This is a genomic window from Pseudomonas sp. FA-1 (genome assembly GCF_056856075.1).
This window is the reverse complement of the sequence record NZ_JBWXTH010000013.1, coordinates 23,809-44,374: the sequence shown is the minus strand read 5'-3', so window position 1 is coordinate 44,374 and position 20,566 is coordinate 23,809. Positions and strand designations below refer to the sequence as shown.

The following is a 20,566-nucleotide window of genomic DNA, read 5'->3' as shown; positions in this document are numbered from 1 at the left end:
TCAGCCTCCTCCCCCGAAGCCAAGCTCCTTTCCTGGGTGCATTCGTGTCGCTCGATCCCGCCAAACCAACGCTGTTGTCCACCCTGATACGCCACTACGACGAGCTCGTGGACCACGTTCGCCGTCGCTTCGGCGACCGAACCACGGCGCGCGACGTCGTGCATGATGTGTGCGTGCAATTGCTCGAGCGCAATGACAAGGAGGACGTACGCACGCCCCTTGCCCTGCTGCGAAAAATTTCCCACGATACAGCGATCAATCGCTATCGAAGCGAACGTCGCCGGGCCGTGTGGGTGGAGGCTGTTGCGGAACTTCCCGAGGTCGCCTGCACGGCCGCGACACCCGTGGGCCGCCATGAGGCTGAGCACGAGTTTCAACAGCTCGTCGACGCCATCGCCGCCCTTCCCCCGCGTTGCCAGGCCGTATTCGTCATGCACAAGATCCACGAAATCCCCCAGGCGGAAGTCGCCACCCGTCTTGGGATCTCCATCAAGACCGTCGAAAAGCACCTGCGCCTGGGGATGGCGGCCTGCAGGGCGCGGCTTGGCCGTGGCGAGGTTCGACCATGACCCGCCCCCCTTCGCACAAGACCGGGCAAGCGCCTATAGACGAGGCCCTTGGCCGTCATCGGGAAACGTTGAAAACCCTGTTTCCACTGCCGGCTTGCGAACCCAGGCGGCGAAGGTCGGCCAAGGTTGCCGGCATCGCCCTGTCGATCGTGATCGCCGGCGGGGCCCTGGCCTGGCTGGACCCAGCGTACAAGACCGAGCGCTTCGCTACCGCCATCGGCGAGCGACGCACCGTGGTCCTGGACGATGGCAGCACGCTGCTGCTCGACAGCGCCAGCGATGTCGAGGTGCGTTGGCGCATGCTCAGTCGCCAGGTGGACCTGCAGGCTGGCCAGGCGCTGTTCGACGTAGCTGCAGCCGTGTACCGCCCTTTCGTGGTATCAGCCGGTGCCACGCGGGTCGAAGTGCTCGGCACCTTGTTCAATGTCCGGCGCCTGGATAACGACAATGTGCGCGTGACCTTGGCCCGTGGACGCGTCGAAGTCGTGCCGGCAAACGCAGCGCAAGCTCCGGCTATCTTGATGCCGGGGCAACAGGTCGATTCGATCGCTGGGCAATTGACGCCGGTCGCCAAGGTCGATGCCGCCACCGCCATGGCCTGGAAGGATGACCGCATTGTGTTCGAGCAGACGCCCCTGGACGAGGCAATCGCGGTGTTGCGCCACTATCGCAAGGCGCCCATCGAGATGGGTGACCCAAGCCTGGCCGCGCTCAAGGTGACGGGCGTCTTCGACGCACACAAGGTCGATCGACTGCTCGACCTGCTGCCGAGCATCCTCCCCGTTGCCGTCCTGCGCCAAACAGATGGCACCGTCCAGGTCCAACGCAAAACGACAAGAAAATAATTCTCAGAAGCAGGTAGGGTTTCGGGATTCCCGGGGCGGCTATTTGGAAAAAGCCAACCTACAAAGGAATTCCAGACGTGCATTCTTCTTTCAAGAATCGCTCCCTACGCCTGTCGTTGCTGGCCAGCAGCCTGCTCATCGCGATGTCGGCCCAGGGTCGGGAAAAGGTAGATGTGGACCTACCCGCCGCCCCGCTCGGCCAGGCCATCAACACCCTCGCCCACCAGTCCTCGGTGCAGATCATCTTTGCCGGCGACCTGGGTGCAGGCCGCCAGGCCCCTGGGATCAAAGGCCGGTTCACGCCGGAGGAAGCCCTGCAGAAGTTGCTTCAGGACAGCGGCCTGCAAGCGCAAGCCAAGGACGAACACACCTTCATCATCGTTCCGTCCAGCGCGGCCCAGGAAGCCGCCGCAGCCGCGCCGAGCCAACCTCTGGAAATGGCGCAAATGGAAATCACCGCCTCACGCACCAGCAGCGACCTGGTCTCGGCCACCCGCCAGTCCACTGTCATCGACCACGCCCAGTTGCAGGAGCTGCGCCAGGGTTCCGACAGCCTGGCCACGGTGCTGGCCAAGGTGGTCCCAGGCATGTCCGACTCCAGCCGCACCATCACCGAATACGGCCAGACCCTGCGCGGGCGCAGCATGCTGATCATGGTCGATGGCGTGCCACTCAATACCAACCGCGACTCCTCGCGCAACCTGGCCAATATCGACCCTGCCCTGATCGAGCGGGTCGAAGTCATTCGCGGCAGCAGCGCCATCTATGGCAGTGGCGCCACCGGCGGCATCATTTCCATCACCACCCGCCCCGCTGGCGGCGAGTTCCGGGCCGAAACCAGCTTGAGCGCCACCTCGCCCCTGACCCGCCTGGGCAGCGACGGGCTGGGCGGCCAGTTCCAGCAGTACGTTGCAGGCTCCCAGGGGGCGGTGGACTACGCGTTCGATTTCGGTACCCGCCACGTCGGCGCCTCGTACGATGCGAACGGCGACCGCATCGCGCCCGAACCCAGCCAGGGCGACCTGTTCGACTCGAACATCTACAACATAGGGGGCAAGCTCGGGCTGCACATCGACGAGGACCAACGGGTCCAGCTCGCAGTCAGCCACTACGACGCACGCCAGGACACCGACTACGCCACCGACCCGAGCGTTGCCAAGCTCCCGCCAGGTTCGGTCCCGGCCAATGCGATCAAAGGCCTGGACCTGGACGAGCAGAACCGCATTCGCAACACCTTGGTGAACCTTGAGTACGAGAACCTGGACATTCTCGGCAGCCGGCTCTCCGCCCAGCTGTACTACCGGGACTATTTCACCCGCTTCACCCCCTTCGACGCCCGCGCCGTCGCAACCCGTGGCGGCAATGTCGACCAGGTGATGCAGAACAGCGAAGTGTTCGGCAGCCGCCTGACCCTGCGCACCCCGCTTGGCGAGAGCGGCAACACCGAACTGGTGTGGGGCGGCGATTACAACCAGGAACGCAGCGACATGCCGCTGGACGTGTTCGACCCGGACGCCTACGACGCCAGTGGCGGCCTGGTGTTCGACAAGACCGGCAAGCTTACCTACATGCCGCCGCTCAAAACCCGAAGCGCTGGCGCGTTCGCCCAGCTGCAACACCGTTTCAACGAACATTGGTCGATCGACGGCGGCCTGCGCTACGAGTATTCCACGGCCAAGTTCGATGACTTCGTGCCATTGTCCGAATCCAAGGCGGCTTCGCCGGCCACGGTCAAGGGCGGCGACATCGACTACGATGCGCTGCTGTCGAACATCGGCATCGTCTATTCGCCGGTCGCCGGCCAGGAGCTCTACGCCTCCTTCAGCCAGGGCTTCCAGTTGCCTGACATCGGTATCCAGCTGCGCAATGCGCGCCGTGGTTTCGACCTCGGCGCTTCGAACCTGGAGCCGGTCAAGACCAACAACTACGAGCTTGGCTGGCGCGGCGAGCTGGGCAGCAACACCCTGGGTACCCTGGCGCTGTTCTACACCACCTCCAAGCTGGGCGATGTACAAAGCTTCAACAACGGCCTGATTCTCACCCGGACCAAAGAGCGTGTGTACGGCGTCGAAGCCAGTGCAGACTGGCTCGCCGATGACGAAGTGTGGGGCGCAGGCGGTAGCGCGACCTGGATGCAAGGGCGCGAGAAGCCGGACGGCAAGGGCTGGCAGGACATGACCGGTTATCGCGTGCCGCCGTTGAAGCTGACCGCCTACATCCAGTACAAGCCGACCTTCGAATGGAACAACCGGCTCCAGGCCACGTTCTTCGATTCCAAGGACTATCGCCTCGATGGTGTCGACAGCTTCGGCCGCCATCAGGTCAGCACCTACACGACAGTGGACCTGGTGAGCCAGTATCGGCTAACCCCCGATGACCAGGTGAGCATCGGCATCCAGAACCTGTTCAATCGTGACTACTACCCGCTCTACAGCCAATTGCTGCGCAATAACAACAACACCAGCCACCTGCCAGCACCCGGGACCGTGCTGACGGCCAGCTATACGCACAACTGGTGATACCGTTCCGGCCGCCGGGCCCGTTGCGAACCCGGTGGCCGGCATCGAATACCAGGGTCGATGTCAGGCCTGCACGGCACCGGCGCTGGGCCGATACATCAGATAGGCGTCCCCCGACACTCGAACCATCGGATGTGGCGCGATCCGGCAGGTCTTGACGATGCCGAAGCCCTTGCGCTCATAGAAGCGCCGTGCCCCGGTGTTCTCGGCATAGTCGATCAGGCTCAGGCCTTTGAGCCCCAGTTGGTCGGCACGTGCCTGGGCGAGTTCGAGAAAGCGCGCGCCCAGGCCCTGGTTACGCCAACCGTCATGCAGCGCCAAGCTGGAAATGTAAAGCGTGTCCGGTACTTCCATGTCGGCGTAGGGTGCCAGCACTGGGTCGGTCACAGGCTCGGCTTCCGGGTCGTGATACATCGCATAGCTGTGCATCATGCCGATCACCCGCCCTTGTGCTTCGGCGATCAGGCAGTTCTGGTACGAAAAATCCACATCGTCCCGGGCATAACGGATGGCACCGACATCCAGTAAAGCCTGCCCTGGCTCGGCCAGCTGGCTCCAGATGTAATCGGCCACCCCTTCGGAAGTGATCTGGAACAGCCGGGCGATATCACGGGCATCCGAGCGGCGCGCCGGACGAAATTCAACGGTCATGGGTAGGGTTCCAAAAGGGATGGAAGCGTCCTTATAACGGTCTGATCAGGGCCATTTCAATCCGTTTGCCGGTTGCAACCCCAACACGTCGTCCCGAGGCACTGGCGTGACGTACCCAGGCAACGCAAGGCCTCTGCCTCGCGATGCCCTGTGCCGTCGCAGCAAGAAAGAAACCTGCCCAGGTATGCGCACAAGGGTGTGTTTTGATGCCGTCATTTTTCTAACGAAAAAGGGCTTTTCTCACCACGTTTCCTAAGTATTCACGCTAAATCGCTGAACCACCGTGTCTCAGCCGTGAGCCTACTGCTCGCCAGGAAAGTCAAATTAACGTCATATTTGCTAATCACTAAAAATTATTAGCAGGTTTTTGACGCTCACTCTATAGTCGCCGGGTTTCTGGCTGCACGTTGTTCTTTGGACCTACAAGGAAATACGACATGCCGAACCCGACTCCTCGTATCGCGGTACTGGGCGGGCTGGTGTCGAGCCATGGGGGCGCGACACTGGACTGCTTCGCCGACCTGGACAACCTGCTGGCCGCGCCTTTATTCGATGTGCTGTTGATCGACCAGCCCGCCGCGGTTGCCAACCGCTCCCTGCATGCTTTACGCAACGACAGCCCCTACCGTTTCCACCTGATCTACTGTTGCCGCGACCTGGACGATGGCTGCCACGCGCTGAGCGATGGGCCGGTGCCTGCGGACCAGAACGAATTGTCCATGCGCTGGCAATTGTGGCAGTCGCGCTTTGCCCGCTTCGAGTCATCGCTGGCTGCCGATCGCTTCGAGGGCCGTATACTGGCCTGGCTGTGGATGCGCGCCAGTGCGCAGATCCTCGCCGTGCGCGACCCGCATGTCGCCCAGCACTACCGCTACCCGCTGCTCGAGGCCCTGGCCGGTGAAGAGCATGTCAACAGCTTTGCCTGGCTGAGCCTGATGGCGCAGCAAGACTGGCTCGAGGAAGGCGACATGCTCGACCGCATCCGCCTGTGTGGCGAATGCGGCAGCGGGCGTTTGAATTTCGTCGACGTCTGCCCCGAATGCCAGGACCTGGACATTTCCCGGCAACCGGCGCTGCACTGCTTCACCTGCGGCCACGTGGCGCCCCAGGATGCGTTTCTGAAGAACGCGATGCTGCTGTGCCCCAACTGCCTCAAGCAGCTGCGCCACATTGGCAGCGATTACGATCGCCCCCTGGAAAACTACTGCTGCCGCAGCTGCAAGGCGTTCTTCGTCGACGCCACCGTGCAAGCACGCTGCATGGATTGTGGCCAGGCCCATGCACCGGAGCGCTTGCGCGTCCGTGAGATACGCCACTACAGGCTGACCGAGGCCGGTCGCCTGCGCTGCCGCCAGGGGCTGGACAGCGCGAGCGGCGACATCAGCCACTTCAACCGGCTGAACCTGCTGGGCGGACGCGCCTTCCACGACCTGCTGAGCTGGCAATTGCAGATCGTGCGGCGCTATGACACTTCGACCTTCTCGGTACTGGGCCTGCGTTTCATCAACCTCGGCCAGACGCTCCTGCGCCTGGGCGAACACCGCGGGCACGCCTTCATCGACAGCCTGGTGGCACGCCTGCAGGAAGTGCTGCGCGAAACCGACCGCTGCTCGCGTGGCACGGAGGAAATTCTCTGGGTCTTGCTGCCCCATACCGGTGCAGATGGGCTGGAGACGGTCAAGCGGCGCCTGGGTCAAGTCGCGGAGCTGTTCAGCGACCCCGAGGTGAGCAGCATCAGCCTGCGCATCTCCAGCCTGACCGCTCCCCAGGACCTTCATGGCGACGAGAATGCCGAACTGCTGCTGGCCCGCGTGGCCAGCGGGCTGGCATGAGGAGAGCGCCATGCCGCCGTTTTTCGAGCAGCTGTACAACGCGTTGTACCCGCTGACCGGGCCCGATGGCCTGAGCCGCGTGTTCCTGATGCTGTTTCCCTACTTCCTGATGCTGGAACTGCCCCTGACCCTGCTGGTGTTGCTGGGCGTACTGCGCTGGTTCGTGCGCCGCCACGCCTCCACGCCCCAGGCGTCCCTGTACCGCCCACGGGTCTCGTGCATCATCACCTGCTACAGCGAAGGGATGGATGTACAGAAGACCCTGCTCAGTTTGTGCGAACAGACCTACCCGGGGCACATCGAGTTGATACCCGTGGTCGATGGCGCCACCGTCAACCAGCCGACGCTGCAGGCCGTGCGCAGCTTCCGCCTCGATTCGCACCTGTATCCCAAGCGCCACCTGCGGCCGATCGCCAAATGGCAGCGCGGCGGGCGCGTATCGTCGCTCAATGCGGGGCTGTCGCTGGCCAGTGGCGAAATCGTCATGGCCCTCGATGGCGACACCTCGTTCGACAACAACATGGTCAGCTCGATCGTCCGTCATTTCGCCGACCCTTCGGTACCGGCGGTGGCCGGCAGCCTGCGAGTACGCAACACCTGGGCGTCGGTGTCGACGGCGATGCAGGCGCTGGAATACTTGCTGTCGATTCACATGTCCAAGATCGGCCTGGCAGAATGGAACCTGGTCAACAACGTGTCCGGTGCCTTCGGCGCGTTCAGGCGCAGCTTCCTGGTCAAGATCGGCGGCTGGAACACCCACACCGCAGAAGACCTGGACCTGACCCTGCGAATCAAGAGCTACTTCGCCCGCCACGACCTGCGCATTCCCTTCGAGCCCCAGGCCATCGGGCACACCGACGCGCCCGTGACCTTCCGCCAATTCCTCATGCAGCGCCTGCGCTGGGACGGCGACCTGTTCTTCCTCTATGTGCGCAAGCACAACCACAACATCACCCCGTCGCTGCTGGGCTGGCCGACCTTCATCATGATCCTGCTCAGCGGCTTCTTCTTCCAGCTGGTACTGCCGTTCATCATTCTCGGCTACCTGCTGCTGGCCGTGTTCGTGCTGCCGGGCACCACGCTGTTTGTGCTCGCGGCGTTGATCTACCTGCTGTACCTGTCGATCACCTTGGTGCTGTTCCTGGTGATGCTGCTGATGGTGTCCGACCGGCCACGCCAGGATGCACGCCTGGCCGTGCTGGTGCCGGTATTCCCGTTGTTCATGCTGGTCATGCGCTGCTGGAGCGCGGTGGCCATGCTCAATGAAATTTTCCGTCGCGGCCATGAGGAAAGCAGCATGGCGCCTTGGTGGGTCCTCAAGAAAGCCACGAGGTTCTAGATGCGTTCATTTCTCCTGGTATTGACCTTGTCCATGACCAGCGGTCTGGCCCAAGGGCAGCTCTTGACCCTGCAGGAACTGCTCGACAGGCAGCAGGACAACCCCCTGACCCGGGCCGGCGCGGCCGACCTACGCGCCTTGCAGGCCGAAGCCAAGCTGCACGAAGACCGCGCCGGCTGGCAGGTATTCGCCGGCGCCAGCGTCGGCCGCTTCGAAGAGCTGGTCACCGAAGACATCCGCGATGACTACTATGGGCGCAACCTCAACCTGGGGGTACGCCACCCCCTGCTTGGCAGCCTCAACCGTCAGCTCGAGCTGCTGGAGAACAACCAGTACGAGCAACAACGCCAGCAGATGCGCCAGGCCCTGGAGCGTTCCAGCCGGCGTCTGGCATTGCGCAGCGCCTATGCCGACTGGTGGCGGGCGCAACAGGAGCTTGTGCTGTGCCGATCGCTCAATGCCGGTGCCTCGGATGCCGCGGGCAAGATCCGTATGCGCCGTGAAAAAGGCTGGCTGCGCGACTCCCAGGCACAACTGCGCCTGAGTGAATGGCAGGCCATGACCCAGCGTTGCGATGGGCTACCCCAGCTGGAGGCGGACATACGCGCCGACCTTGCCCTGCTCAGCGGCCAACCGGTACCCGAGGGCGCCCAGGCGGCGGCCGAACCCCTGGCCCTGGCGCCGGAGCCGCTCGATCGCTGGCAAGCCGTGCTGGGCCGCCATCCCCGTATCAGCGAGAAGCAGAACCTGCTCGCCCAGGCCGACGCCCAGCGTGACAGCCCTTGGTACAACGCCATCGACTCGGATGTGATCCTTGCTGGCAGCAAGGAGTACCGCAGCGGCTCGGACAAGTCCGGCAGCGGCCTGTTGGTGGCGTTGAACTTCTCCATGCCCTTCGACGTGGTCGGCAACAGCCGTGCGCGCAAGCAACTGGCCCAGGCCCGCTATGATGCGGCCAGCGAACGCCTCGAGGCAGAACGCCAGGCACTGGGCCTTGAGCTCAACAAGGCACTGCGTGCACAGCGCGCCGGGCAGCTCACCCTCGAGCAGCGGCGCCAGCAGCGCAGCGTCGTCGCCCAGGCCCTGGAAGAGGAAAAACGGCGCAACATCGGCGGTGGCGACGATGGTTTCGATGGGCAACTGATGGCCCAGCGGCTCTACTACCAGAGCGGCCTGGACCTGATCGCGGCCTGGCACGCCGCCTGGTTGCGCCAGGCCAACCTCGACCTGCTGCTCGAAGATGCGCCCCAGGCCGAGCAACTGCTGGGGCGCGAGCGGCAGCAGTGGACCGCTCTGGACAGCTCCCCGGCCCCGCTGACCCTGGCCGCGGCTGCTCCGCTGCTGCCCATCTCCGCCGTGCGCGACGCGCCCGTTCGCACTGACGGCTGGAACCAGGGCACCTATGTCTGGAACAGTGCTGCGCTGCTCGAGCCACGCCGTCGCCCTGCCGAACTGCAAGCTTTGCAGCAGGCCGGCATGCAGAAGATCTACCTGGGCCTGGATGCGGCGCAGGTGCGCAACCTGTCTGCCACCCGCCAGGCCCTGGAGCAACTGCTCGCGCAAGCCTCGCGCCAAGGTCTTCAAGTGAGCCTGCTGCTCGGCGACCCCAGTTGGATCGAACCGGCCCAGCGTCATGAACTGATCGAACTGGTCAAGAAACTCGACGGCCTGGCCTTCGACAGCCTGCACCTGGACCTTGAAGTCGAACAGCTCGGCTGGCCGGTGCCCGAGCAACGCCTGCGCGATTGGCTGGACACGCTCAAGGCCGCCGTACAGGCCAGTCCATGGCCAGTAGAAATCGCCAGCCACCCACGCTGGTTCGAACCCGACCCGCCCGCCAAGACCTGCGTGCCCTGTGCCTTGCCCGGCCTCGGCGTACGCCAGGTGAGCGTGATGATCTACACCAGCAACAGCGAGCGTGGCATCCAGCGGGCCAACGCCATCGCCAAGCGTTGGCCCGACCTGCGCTTCCGCCTGGCCCAGAGCGTCGAACCGCAGTTGCTCAAGAGCGAGAGCTGGGCCGGGCAGACGCCGGCGCACTTGCAACAACAGGTCGCTACGTGGCGCAAACACTTATCCCCCCAGGGCATCGCCGGGATCGACTGGCAAGCCTGGGCTGACTATCCCAAACGGTGAACGGCCCATGAACATTCGCTTTGACAGCCCCAAGGAACTGAACCCGACCCATGACCATGGCTTGAAGGTGCTCTACGCACCGGGCAAGCGCATGGCGTTTCGCCTGCGTTGGTACCTGATCCTGTTCCTGGTCGCCAGCCCGCTGCTGTGGTTGCTGGGCAAGCTCTTGTTCAGCCTGGTGTTGATCGATGCCCCGGCGCAATTGCGCCTGCCCATCGAGGAAGTGCGCGCCCGTGATGCCGGCAGGGTCGAGCGATTGCATGTAACGGCCGGCGAGCAGGTCCAGCCCGGCCAGTTGCTGGTGAACCTGGACAACCCGGAATGGCGCGTACGCCTGCAACAACTGGCCGCCATGCCCACCGAGATGCCAACTGCCACCGACTCCGAATGGGTGAGCCGCGAAAGGCAGTCGCTGCGTGCCAGCGCCGGGCGTGCCGGCCAGCGGGTACGAGAACTGTCTGCCCTGCTCGCCCAAGGCGCGGCCACCCGCGGCGAACTGATGGCCGCGCAGGCGGAACAGGACCGGCGCCAGGCCGAGCTGGCAGCCTTCGAGCGCCGCGAACAGCTGACCCGCCAACCGCGCGAATTCGATCGCCAGCTGATCGAGCAGAACGCCGAACGGCAATGGCTGCAGACCCGTTTGCAGGCGCTGTCGCTGGTCGCCCCCGAGCCAGGGCGTATTGCCGAGGTACTGGTTACGCCGGGTGAAAATGTCGGCCCGGGCACGTTGCTGATGCGCCTGGAGCGCGTCGGCGATCCGCTGCTGTGGATCTACCTGGAGCCTCACAACATCGGCTACGCCGGGGTCGGCCAGCCGCTGCAGGTCCGTATGCCGGACGGCAACTGGCTCGACGCCCATGTGGTGCAGGCGGTGGACAGCGCCGGCCGCACGCCAGTGGTGCTGCGCGGCCCGTTCGCCGCCAGCGAGATGGGCCTGCAGGTGGCGGCGCGCTTCGACCAGCCACTGTCGGCGCGCTGGCGCATCGACCAGTTGCCCTTGCATGTACGCTTCCCCACAAACTGGAAGCGCACCTTGGGCTTCGACTGACCCGGCAGGTCTCATCCAATCGTGGAGTAAGCATCAAATCCCTTCCGAAAAAATCCTGGTTACCGGTGGGGCCGGCTTCATCGGCTCGCACCTGGTCGAAGCCCTGTTGGAAAAGGGTTACTGCGTGCGGGTACTGGACGACCTGTCGACGGGCAAGCTGAGCAACCTGCCCGTCGACAACCCACGCCTGAGCGTGATCATCGGCGATGTCGCCGATGCCGAGACGGTGGCCCAGACCCTGAAGCATTGCACCGCGGTGGTCCACTTGGCCGCCGTGGCATCGGTGCAGGCGTCGGTGGACGACCCACTGCGCACCCACCAAAGCAACTTCATCGGTACCTTGAACCTGTGCGAGGCAATGCGTGAGCGAGCGATCAAGCGGGTGGTGTTCGCCTCCAGCGCGGCCATCTACGGCAGCAACGGCCAAGGCAGTGCCATCCATGAAGACACCCCCAAGATGCCGTTGACCCCCTACGCCATCGACAAGCTCGCCAGCGAGCATTGCCTAGGGTTCTACCAGCGCCAGCACGGGCTGGAGCCGGTGATCCTGCGCTTTTTCAACATCTTCGGCCCGCGCCAGGACCCAAGTTCGCCCTATTCCGGGGTCATCAGCATCTTCAGCGAGCGGGTGAACGCCGACAGCCCGATCACCATCTTCGGCGATGGCGAGCAGACCCGCGACTTCGTCTATGTCGCCGACTTGGTGCAGGTCCTGATCCAGGCCCTGGAAAGCCCTGCGCCCTGCCCGGAGCCTGTGAATGTCGGGCTCAACCGCGCCACCAGCCTCAACGACCTGGTCGCGGCCTTGAGCCAGGCCACCGGCAAGTCTCCAGAACTGCGCTACGATGCCGAGCGCCCGGGCGATATCCGACATTCCCGTGCCGACAACAGCCGCCTGCTGGGCCAGTTCACCCTACCGACGGTAACGGGCCTGGAGCAAGGGTTGACGCGCCTGTTGGCCAGCCTCAAGTGCTAGGGGCACTCGCCGTGACACTTTCGGGGCGGCGCGCGATCTCACAGCCATCAAAGCTGCTACGGCAAACACGCTGTTTTCTTGACCTCAGCGGATCTGGTGCTTGTGCAGCAGCCGGTAGAAGGTGGGCCGGGACACGCCGAGCACCTTGGCGGCAATACTGAGGTTGTCACTGTGCCGATCGAGCACGTCACACAGCGCCTGGCGTTCAGCGCGGTGCTTGTAGTCCTCCAGGGTGCCCAGGGGCTGATCTTCCTGCTCGGTACCCTGTAGCCCCAGGTCCTGCGCCTCGATCTGCCGCCCTTCGGCCAGCACCAGGCCGCGCCGTACCCGGTTGGCCAGCTCGCGAACGTTTCCGGGCCAGTCGTGGCGACCCATGACTGCCAATGCATGGTCACTGAACGAGCGTGGGCGCCTGCCGGTCTCCACGCTGTAGAACTGGGCGAAATGGCTGGCCAGCATCGACAGGTCGCCATGCCGGTCACGCAGTGGCGCGGTGACCACCTGCAACACATTCAGCCGGTAGTAGAGGTCTTCTCGAAAGCGCCCCTGGAGGATCGCCTTCTCCAGGTCCACATGGGTTGCGGCCAGTACCCGGACGTCCACGGGGATAGGTTGGTCCCCGCCGACCCGCTCGATGTGTTTTTCCTGCAGGAACCGCAGCAGGTTGGCCTGCAGCTCCAAAGGCAGGTCGCCGATCTCGTCGAGAAACAGCGTACCGCCGTTGGCCGCCTCGATACGCCCTACCTTGCGCTGGTGGGCACCGGTAAAGGCGCCTTTTTCATGGCCGAACAGTTCCGACTGGATCAGGTGCTCGGGGATGGCGCCGCAATTGATGGCAATGAACGGTTTGTCGCTACGTTGCGACTGGCGATGCAGAGTACGAGCCACCAGCTCCTTGCCCGTACCACTCTCTCCCCGGATCAGCACTGGCGACTCGGTGGGCGCCAGTTTGCCAAGCAGGCGGCGCAGTTCGCGGATAGGCCGGCTGTCGCCGAGCAGTTCGTGCTCAGGCTCGTCGACCCGCACCGAACCCTTGCCACGCAGACGCGCCATGCCAAAGGCCCGTCCGAGGGTGACCTGGACCCGCGATACGTCGAACGGCAAGGTATGAAAATCGAAAAACCACTCGCAAACGAAATCACCGATGTTCTGCGTACGCAGCTCTTCGGCGCTGAGCACAGCGATCCATTCGGTGTTGCTGCGGGTGATGAGGTCCTTGACCGCCTCGGGATGGCGCAGGTGCGAAGGCTGCAGGCGCATTAGGCCGACATCGCACGGCTGTTCCAGGGCCGAGGCCAGGGTACAGCTGTGGACATCCCAACCGACGCTGCGCAGGCCCGGTAGTAGACGGTGGCAATCGTCGCACGGGTCGACGATCAGCAGGCGGCGTTGAGCGGTCGGTTCGGGCATGACTGTTCCTTGGCGCCAGAAAGTGGTTTTTTAAGTAGAAACAGTAAGTTGCAACGTCCGAATTAACAGTAGCAATGAACCTCGACCACCCCACGACCGTTTGTCCGCCAATGGTGGTCACCTACCGGTCATCTGGGAATCTTTGGAAGTTTCGGGCGTCACAGGCGCACAGGTTGCGCTACTTATCGCGTACCCTTTGAAAAATTTTTTAATGGCTGTGTGACTTCAACCCCAACTTGGAGCATCAGTACGAATAACCCCGCGCTGCGCATCTCTGGATATCAAGCAACGCGGACATCACTTCGCTGTTTGGGACCATAGAGAGACCGAACCATGAACGCCCCGCTCCGTGTCAACGAAGCACTGCTGATCGCCGACCACGCCTTCGAACCCTTCCAGTGCGTAGCCTGGGATGCACCCAATGGTACTGGTGAGCTGAGCCTGGCAGTGATCGACCGGACCAGCACGCGTATCGGCAGCAAGCAAGTATCCTCGCGTATCTATTCCGACCCTGCGCAATGGGCCAGCTTGATCGAGGAAGTGCGTGCCGAACTTTGCGAAAAAGGTTATGACCTGCAACCCTGGTCGATGCCTGAATAATATCGACGCCCCACACATGTGCGTGGCCCGCTCACGCACTTGTGCAACTTTTCCTCTGCCCTGTCGGCAACTTTTTATTTGCGGCTTATTGTCGCAGCCCGCACGTCTTCAGCACGTTCAAGCCAACGGCTTGAACTGCTCGATGTGTCGATAATCGGCCTGCAGTTGCGCCGCCAGTTGCTGCCCCCGCCCCACACGCACCGCCGCCCGTTCGATGTCCACCAGCACCGTCGCGCACGGCATCGGGTGCAGCGGGCTCCAACGCTGCAGGCGACCATCGGTGACGACCAGGCAGCGCCGGGTTTCCTGAGGGTGTCGCTTTTCACGCGCCAGCAACCAGCGGCGCGCTTCTTCCAATGCAGCGATCAATGGCGTACCGCCGCCTGCACCGAGTGCCTGCAACCACGGCTGCAGCGCCGCCGATGCCTTGAGCCCATGACGCTGCCAGCGCGGCGCACCACCGCTGGCCGTCAGCAGGGCCAGGCGGGCACGCTGACGGTAGGCCTGGTCGAACAGCTCGGCCAGCAGGCCCTTGGCCTGGGCCAGCGCCTGGTTGCGCCGGGTGGACGCCGAGGCGTCGACGATCACCAGCCACAGCTCCGGCGCCTTGGCCTGGCGCTGTTGCCAGCACAGGTCCTGGCGTTGCCGCGGTCGCCCTTTGAGCAAGGTGGGCAGCCAGGCGACCCGCGCCGAACCACCATTACGGGCCCGGCCCCGGGTCACACCGGCGAGCGCTCCTGCCTGGGGCCTGGCATCCGCCGCCTGTGCAGCGGGCGGGCGGATGCTCAGGGCTTTTTTGCCCAGTTCGGCACCTCGCGCCGGACACCGCTGCCGACCGCCTGCGGTGCCAACGCGCCCCAGTCGCCCTCACCGCCCTGAGGGCCTGCATGGCCACCGCTCGGGGCCGGCGCTGTGGTCGGGGCATCGGCCGTCGGCAGCTCGCGGCGCCGATGGCGCAAGGCGAATTCCGCCACGGCCTGCACGTCGCCCTGCTCGATCGTCTCCCCCCCTCGCCAGGCTGCGTGGGCCCGAGCCGCGCGTAACCAGACCAGGTCGGCACGCAGGCCGTCGACCCCTGCACTGAAGCAGCCTTCGGTGATCCAGGCCAGGGCCTGGTCATCCAGCGGAATCTGCGCCAGGCGCTGACGTGCAGCCTGGCAGCGCTCGCGCAGCTGCGCCTGGGCATCGGCCCACTGCGTGCAGAACGCCTGCGGGTCGCTGTCGAAGGCCAACCGGCGGCGAATGATCTGCTGCCGGGCCTCTGGCGGCGGCAGGCCTTCGAGGGCGACGTTCAGGCCGAAGCGGTCGAGCAGCTGCGGGCGCAGCTCGCCTTCCTCAGGGTTCATGGTGCCGATGAGCACGAAGCGGGCGTCGTGACGGTGCGAGATACCATCGCGCTCGATGCGGTTGGTGCCGCTGGCGGCTACGTCCAGCAGCAGGTCCACCAATGGGTCGGGCAACAGGTTGACCTCATCGACGTAGAGCACGCCGCCATCGGCCTGGGCCAACACGCCGGGAGAAAACTGCGCCTTGCCCTGCCCCAGCGCGACATCCAGGTCCAGGGTGCCGACCAAGCGTTCCTCGGTGGCACCCAGTGGCAGGGTCACGAACGGCGGTGTGTGCCCAGGCGCTTGCAGCAGGTCGGCCAGGCCGCGGGCCAGCGTGCTCTTGGCCATGCCCCGGGGGCCTTCGATCAGCACACCCCCGATCTTGGGGTCGATGGCGGTCAGGCACAGGGCCAGCTTGAGTTCGTCGGCCCCCACTACGGCGGCCAGCGGGAATTGCAAGGGGTCATTCATTTCAGGCTTGTTCCTCGCCATCGAGCAATTGCTCTTCGAGCGCTTGGCGGTAGTCACCCGGCGTCTCCCACAAGCCGCGCTGCTGGGCTTCGAGCAAGCGCTCGGTGAGGTCGCGCAGGGCCTCGGGATTGTGCTGGCGCATGAAGTCACGGGTCGCGGGGTCGAGCACATAGGCATCGGCCAGGGACTGGTAATGGTGGTCGTCGATCAGGTGCGTGGTGGCGTCGAAGGCGAACAGGTTGTCGACCGTCGCCGCCAGCTCGAAAGCACCTTTGTAGCCGTGGCGCTTGGCACCGTCGATCCACTTGGGGTTCAAGGCCCGGGCGCGGATCACCCGGTTCAGTTCTTCCTTGAGGGTCCGGATGCGTGGACGGTCGGCCTGGCTGTGGTCGCCGTGGTAGCTGGCCAGCGTTCTGCCGGCCAGGGTTTCGGAGGCTGCGAGCATGCCGCCCTGGAACTGGTAGTAGTCGTTGGAATCGAGCAGGTCGTGCTCGTGATTGTCCTGGTTGTGCAGCACCGCTTGCACCTGGCCCAGGCGCCGGGCGAACGGGGCTCGGGCCGGGGTGCCTTCGTCAGCGGCGCCATAGGCGTAGCCGCCATGGTTGAGGTAGACCTCGGCCAGGTCGTCGCGGGTCTGCCAGAGCCGACCATCGATGGCGTTCTGCACACCGGCCCCATAGCTGCCGGGCTTGGCGCCGAAGACCCGCCAGCCGGCCTGGCGCGCGGCTTGCTCGGGCTGCAAGCCTTCGGCCAGCAACGCCTCGCGTTCGCGTCGCACGCGGGCGGCCAGGGGGTTGAGATCCTCGGGCTCGTCCAAGGCTGCCACCGCCTGTACCGCGGCGTCGAACAGGCGGATCAGGTTGCCGAAGGCATCGCGGAAAAAGCCCGATACGCGCAGGGTCACGTCGACCCGTGGGCGGTCGAGGAGGCTCAAGGGCAGGATCTCGAAATCGTCGACCCGCTGGCTGCCGGTGGCCCACACCGGGCGCACGCCCATCAAGGCCAAGGCTTGGGCGATGTCGTCGCCCCCGGTGCGCATGGTCGCGGTGCCCCACACCGACAGGCCGAGCTGTCGCAAATGGTCACCATGATCCTGCAGATGGCGCTCGAGAATCAGGTTGGCCGAGGCGAAGCCCAGGCGCCAGGCAGTGGTCGTGGGCAGGTTGCGTACGTCCACGGTATAGAAGTTGCGGCCCGTGGGCAGCACATCCAGGCGCCCACGACTAGGCGCGCCGCTCGGGCCTGCCGGAACGAAGCGCCCGCTCAGGGCCGCCAGCAGGCCGTCGATTTCCGCTGCACCACAGCCATCCAGGGTCGGCGCCAGCGTGTCGACCAACGCCTGGAGTACTGTCGCGACCGGTTGCCAGGCGGGCTCGCCGGGCAATTGCAGGTGCCCCGCCAAGGCCTGCTCGATCAGCACCAGCGCCAGGAGCTCGAGGCGTTCGCGGGTATCGCCGCAGGTGCGCCAGATCGCGTCGTCGAGCGCCTGCAAACGTTGCGGGCGCGGCCCCTGCCACGGTTGGCCGAGGTCACAGTCCAGCGGGTCGAAGCCCAGGGCCATGGCCTTGGCCAGGGCGCGGACAAGGCTGGCGTTGGCGCCTTTGCCATCGCCGCGCTCGACACGCAGCAGCGCCAGCAAGGTGTCGCGGCGCAAACGCCCTTGCGGCGACTGCCCGAACACATGCAGGCCATCGCGGATCTGTGACTCCTTGAGGTCGCACAGGTAGGTATCCAACCGTGGCAGCCACAGTGAAGCATCGTCCAATTGCCCCTCGAGCTGAAGTTCGCGGTCGATATGGTTGGCCTTGAGCAGCTCGAGGATATCGCGCTGCAGTTCGCGGGCCCGACGCGGGTCGAGCAGTTGTGCGTCGTAGTATTCGTCGGCCAGGCGCTCCAGGTGGCGCAGCGGGCCGTAGGTTTCGGCACGGGTCAGCGGCGGCATGAGGTGGTCGATGATCACCGCCTGGGTTCTGCGCTTGGCCTGGGCACCCTCGCCCGGGTCGTTGACGATGAACGGATAGATATTCGGCAGCGGGCCAAGCAATGCGTCCGGCCAGCACTCGGCCGACAACCCGACGCCCTTGCCGGGTAGCCATTCGAGGTTGCCGTGCTTGCCGACATGAATCACGGCGTCGGCGGCATAGCCGTTGCGCAGCCAGAAATGGAACGCCAGGTAGCCATGCGGCGGCACCAGGTCCGGGTCGTGGTAGACCGCGCTGAGGTCCACCTGGTAGCCCCGGGCGGGCTGGATGCCGACAAAGGTCAGGCCATAGCGCAGGCCGGCGATCATCATCCGGCCGCTGCGGAACATCGGGTCCTGCTCCGGCGGCCCCCAACGCTCCAGTACGGCCTGCTGGTTGGCCTGTGGCAGCGAGGCGAAGGCCTGCTGGTAGTCGGCCATGCTCAGGCTCTGGGCACAGGGGCGCTGGTCGAGGTGGTCCAGGTCGTTGGTCACCCCCCCCAGCAATTGGTGGATCAACGCAGTGCCGCTCGGCGGCAGGCCCTCTACCGGGTAGCCCTGCCCCTGCAGGACCTGGAGGATATTCAGCGCGGCGCCTGGGGTATCCAGGCCAACGCCGTTGCCGATGCGCCCGTCGCGGGTCGGGTAGTTGGCCAGCACCAGGGCCACACGCTTCTGCGCGTTGGGCAGGCGCGCCAGCATCACCCAGCGACGTGCCAGTTCGGCGATGAAGTCCATACGCTCGGGATGGGCGCGGTAGCAGACCACGTCCGACTGGCTGCGCTCGCTGCGCCAGGCCAGGTCCTTGAAGCTGACCGGCCGAGTGATGATACGCCCATCCAGCTCCGGCAAGACGATGTGCATAGCCAAGTCACGGGCGCCCAGGCCCTGTTCGCTGGCCTCCCAGGCCGGCTGGTTGTCCTGGGCGCAGATCGCCTGGAGCACCGGGATGTCGCGCCGCAGCGGGCGCAGGTTGGGCTGCTCCGGGCTGGACAGGGCAAAACCGGTGGTATTGATCACCACTTCGGCGCCGGCCTCGTCCAGCCAGGCCTCGACCTGCGCGAGGCAGGCGGCCTCCTTGAGGCTGGCCACGGCGATCGGCAGCGGGTTGAGCCCTGCGGCCTGCAGGCGCTGGCAGAACACATCGACGAACGAGGTGTTGGCCGCCTGCAGGTGCGATCGATAGAACAGCACCGGCGCTACAGGTTGGTCGGGGTGCCATTGGGCGTACCAATCCTGGAGGGTCGCGCTGGGCTTGCCGGGGTGGTACACGCTGGTACGCGGCAAGGGTTGCGGTTCTTCCCAGGCGTAGTCGCGCTCCAGCCACAGGCTGGCCAGGCAGTTGAACAGGTTCAGGGCATTGGCCTTGCCACCCTGGCGCAGGTAATGCCACAGGCGTTCGGCCTGTGCATCGGTCACCGTGCCCAGGCCGGTCAGTTCAGGGTCCGGGCGGTCGTCCCCAGGCACCAGGATCAGCTGGACGCCACGGGCGGCCAAGGCCACCAGCTGTTCGACTCCATAGCGCCAATAGCCGACCCCACCGTGCAACGACACCAGGATCACCTTCGCATGGCGCAGCACCTGGTCCACATAAAGGTCGACCGAGGCGTGGTTCTGCACCTGCATGGGGTTGGCCAGGCGCAGGCTGGGGAAGCCCTCCGGCAACTGCTCGGCGGTTTCGGCGAGCAGCGCCAGGTGCGAGTCGCCGCTGCAGAGAATCACCAGCTCGGCCGGCGTCTGGCCGAGGTCGGCGATGCTGTCGTCCGGCACGAAGCCGCCGGGCTGGGTCCGCAGCAGGTGCATGGGTCAGGCGCCCAGGGCCTGGCGCAGGCGCGCTTCCAGCTGCGCGGCGTCCAGGTCCTGGCCGATCAGCACCAGGCGCGTGATGCGCGGCTCTTCGGCGCGCCAGGCACGGTCGAAGTGCTTGTCGAAGCGGGTGCCGACGCCCTGGATCAGCAAGCGCATGGGCTTGCCGGGGATGGCGGCGAAGCCCTTGGCGCGCAGGATGCCGAACTCCACCACCAGTTGGGTCAGGGCGTCGAGCAGCAGGCTCTCGTCCGCCTCCGGCAGGTCGATGGAAATGGAGTCGAAGGCATCGTGGTCGTGATCGTCGTGGTCATCGCCGTCGTGATGGGCATCATGGTGGGTACGGCGACCGTCGATGTGCGCCTCGGCCTCGGCCCCCACGCCAAGCAGCACCTCAAGCGGCAGGCGGCCGCTGCTGGCCTCGATGACCTTGACCGCCGGCGGCAGCTCCTCCAGCACCTCGGCACGGACCTTGGCCAGGCCTGTAGCATCGATCAGATCAGCCTTGTTGAGCACCACCAGGTCGGCGCTGGCCAGCTGGTCGGCGAACAGCTCGTGCAGAGGCGACTCATGGTCCAGGTTGGGGTCGAGCTTGCGCTGGGCATCCACCTGGTCGGGATAGGCCGCGAAGGTACCGGCGGCCACGGCCGGGCTGTCGACCACGGTGATCACTGCGTCGACGGTGCAGGCGTTGCGGATTTCCGGCCACTGGAAGGCCTGTACCAGTGGCTTGGGCAAGGCCAGGCCGCTGGTTTCGATGAGAATGTGGTCCAGGTCACCGCGGCGTGCCACCAGTTCACGCATGACCGGGAAGAACTCTTCCTGCACGGTGCAGCACAGGCAACCGTTGGCCAGTTCGTAGACACGGCCACTGGCCTCCTCCTCGGTGCAACCGATGCTGCATTGCTTGAGGATTTCGCCATCGATGCCCAGTTCGCCGAACTCGTTGACGATGACCGCGATGCGCCGGCCCTGGGCGTTGTCGAGCATGTGCCGAAGCAGGGTGGTCTTGCCCGAGCCGAGGAAGCCGGTGACGATGGTGACGGGGAGCTTGGCCAGTGTTTTCATGTCGCGAT

General features: G+C 65.1%; 15 protein-coding genes. 9 read left to right on the top strand and 6 right to left on the bottom strand.

Going from position 1 to position 20,566, the window contains the following annotated elements; translation table 11 throughout:
• Nucleotides 1-44 precede the first annotated feature (44 nt).
• The 3 genes from AC1MHZ_RS20845 to AC1MHZ_RS20835 all read left to right on the top strand — a co-directional run bounded on the left by AC1MHZ_RS20845 (nucleotide 45) and on the right by AC1MHZ_RS20835 (nucleotide 3,933).
• A complete protein-coding gene (locus AC1MHZ_RS20845) occupies nucleotides 45-569 on the top strand; it encodes an RNA polymerase sigma factor (protein ID WP_084858093.1) in 525 nt (174 codons plus the stop codon).
• Nucleotides 566-1,414, top strand: coding sequence for a FecR family protein (locus AC1MHZ_RS20840; protein WP_482966864.1), 849 nt, complete (start codon nucleotides 566-568; stop codon nucleotides 1,412-1,414). Before AC1MHZ_RS20845 ends, AC1MHZ_RS20840 begins: the two co-directional genes overlap by 4 nt.
• A gap of 143 nt (nucleotides 1,415-1,557) precedes the next feature.
• A complete protein-coding gene (locus AC1MHZ_RS20835; RefSeq protein WP_482966888.1) occupies nucleotides 1,558-3,933 on the top strand; it encodes a TonB-dependent receptor in 2,376 nt (791 codons plus the stop codon).
• Nucleotides 3,934-3,996: 63 nt separating this feature from the next.
• On the opposite strand, the gene AC1MHZ_RS20830 is transcribed toward AC1MHZ_RS20835, so the two are convergent.
• Nucleotides 3,997-4,584, bottom strand: coding sequence for a GNAT family N-acetyltransferase (locus tag AC1MHZ_RS20830; RefSeq protein ID WP_084858063.1), 588 nt, complete (start codon nucleotides 4,582-4,584; stop codon nucleotides 3,997-3,999).
• 437 nt (nucleotides 4,585-5,021) lie between these two features.
• On the opposite strand from AC1MHZ_RS20830, the gene AC1MHZ_RS20825 reads away from it, so the two are divergent.
• Genes AC1MHZ_RS20825 through AC1MHZ_RS20805 form a run of 5 tightly spaced genes read left to right on the top strand, consistent with a single transcriptional unit; the run spans nucleotide 5,022 to nucleotide 11,915 of the window.
• Nucleotides 5,022-6,416: a TackOD1 domain-containing metal-binding protein gene (locus AC1MHZ_RS20825; protein ID WP_482966863.1), complete on the top strand. Its 1,395-nt coding sequence runs from the start codon at nucleotides 5,022-5,024 to the stop codon at nucleotides 6,414-6,416.
• Nucleotides 6,417-6,426: 10 nt separating this feature from the next.
• Nucleotides 6,427-7,755, top strand: a complete 1,329-nt coding sequence (locus AC1MHZ_RS20820; protein WP_084858065.1) for a glycosyltransferase family 2 protein — start codon at nucleotides 6,427-6,429, stop codon at nucleotides 7,753-7,755.
• Nucleotides 7,756-9,891 carry a TolC family protein gene (locus tag AC1MHZ_RS20815; RefSeq protein ID WP_482966862.1) on the top strand — a complete coding sequence of 712 codons (2,136 nt, stop codon included), beginning with the start codon at nucleotides 7,756-7,758 and terminating at the stop codon, nucleotides 9,889-9,891.
• Nucleotides 9,892-9,898: 7 nt separating this feature from the next.
• Nucleotides 9,899-10,939 (top strand): HlyD family secretion protein, encoded by a 1,041-nt coding sequence (locus AC1MHZ_RS20810; RefSeq protein ID WP_465001149.1) that lies wholly within the window; start codon nucleotides 9,899-9,901, stop codon nucleotides 10,937-10,939.
• 37 nt (nucleotides 10,940-10,976) lie between these two features.
• Nucleotides 10,977-11,915, top strand: coding sequence for an NAD-dependent epimerase/dehydratase family protein (locus AC1MHZ_RS20805; RefSeq protein WP_084858067.1), 939 nt, complete (start codon nucleotides 10,977-10,979; stop codon nucleotides 11,913-11,915).
• A gap of 84 nt (nucleotides 11,916-11,999) precedes the next feature.
• Here AC1MHZ_RS20805 and AC1MHZ_RS20800 read toward each other — a convergent pair whose 3' ends face one another.
• Nucleotides 12,000-13,325: a sigma-54 dependent transcriptional regulator gene (locus AC1MHZ_RS20800; RefSeq protein WP_465001150.1), complete on the bottom strand. Its 1,326-nt coding sequence runs from the start codon at nucleotides 13,323-13,325 to the stop codon at nucleotides 12,000-12,002.
• Nucleotides 13,326-13,658: 333 nt separating this feature from the next.
• Between AC1MHZ_RS20800 and AC1MHZ_RS20795 the strand changes: the two genes are divergently transcribed.
• Entirely contained in the window at nucleotides 13,659-13,925 is a 267-nt protein-coding gene (locus AC1MHZ_RS20795) for a hypothetical protein (RefSeq protein WP_084858069.1), read from the top strand.
• Nucleotides 13,926-14,042: 117 nt separating this feature from the next.
• Here the strand turns inward: AC1MHZ_RS20795 and AC1MHZ_RS20790 are convergent, their stop codons facing one another.
• The 4 genes from AC1MHZ_RS20790 to cobW form a co-directional block, all read right to left on the bottom strand.
• A complete protein-coding gene (locus AC1MHZ_RS20790; RefSeq protein WP_084858070.1) occupies nucleotides 14,043-14,648 on the bottom strand; it encodes a vWA domain-containing protein in 606 nt (201 codons plus the stop codon).
• Nucleotides 14,649-14,710: 62 nt separating this feature from the next.
• A complete protein-coding gene (locus AC1MHZ_RS20785; RefSeq protein WP_324814335.1) occupies nucleotides 14,711-15,724 on the bottom strand; it encodes a magnesium chelatase ATPase subunit I in 1,014 nt (337 codons plus the stop codon).
• 1 nt (nucleotide 15,725) lies between these two features.
• Nucleotides 15,726-19,487: a cobaltochelatase subunit CobN gene (gene cobN / locus AC1MHZ_RS20780; RefSeq protein ID WP_482966861.1), complete on the bottom strand. Its 3,762-nt coding sequence runs from the start codon at nucleotides 19,485-19,487 to the stop codon at nucleotides 15,726-15,728.
• Nucleotides 19,488-19,490: 3 nt separating this feature from the next.
• Nucleotides 19,491-20,558 (bottom strand): cobalamin biosynthesis protein CobW, encoded by a 1,068-nt coding sequence (gene cobW / locus AC1MHZ_RS20775; protein ID WP_084858073.1) that lies wholly within the window; start codon nucleotides 20,556-20,558, stop codon nucleotides 19,491-19,493.
• Between the last annotated feature and the right edge of the window lie 8 nt (nucleotides 20,559-20,566).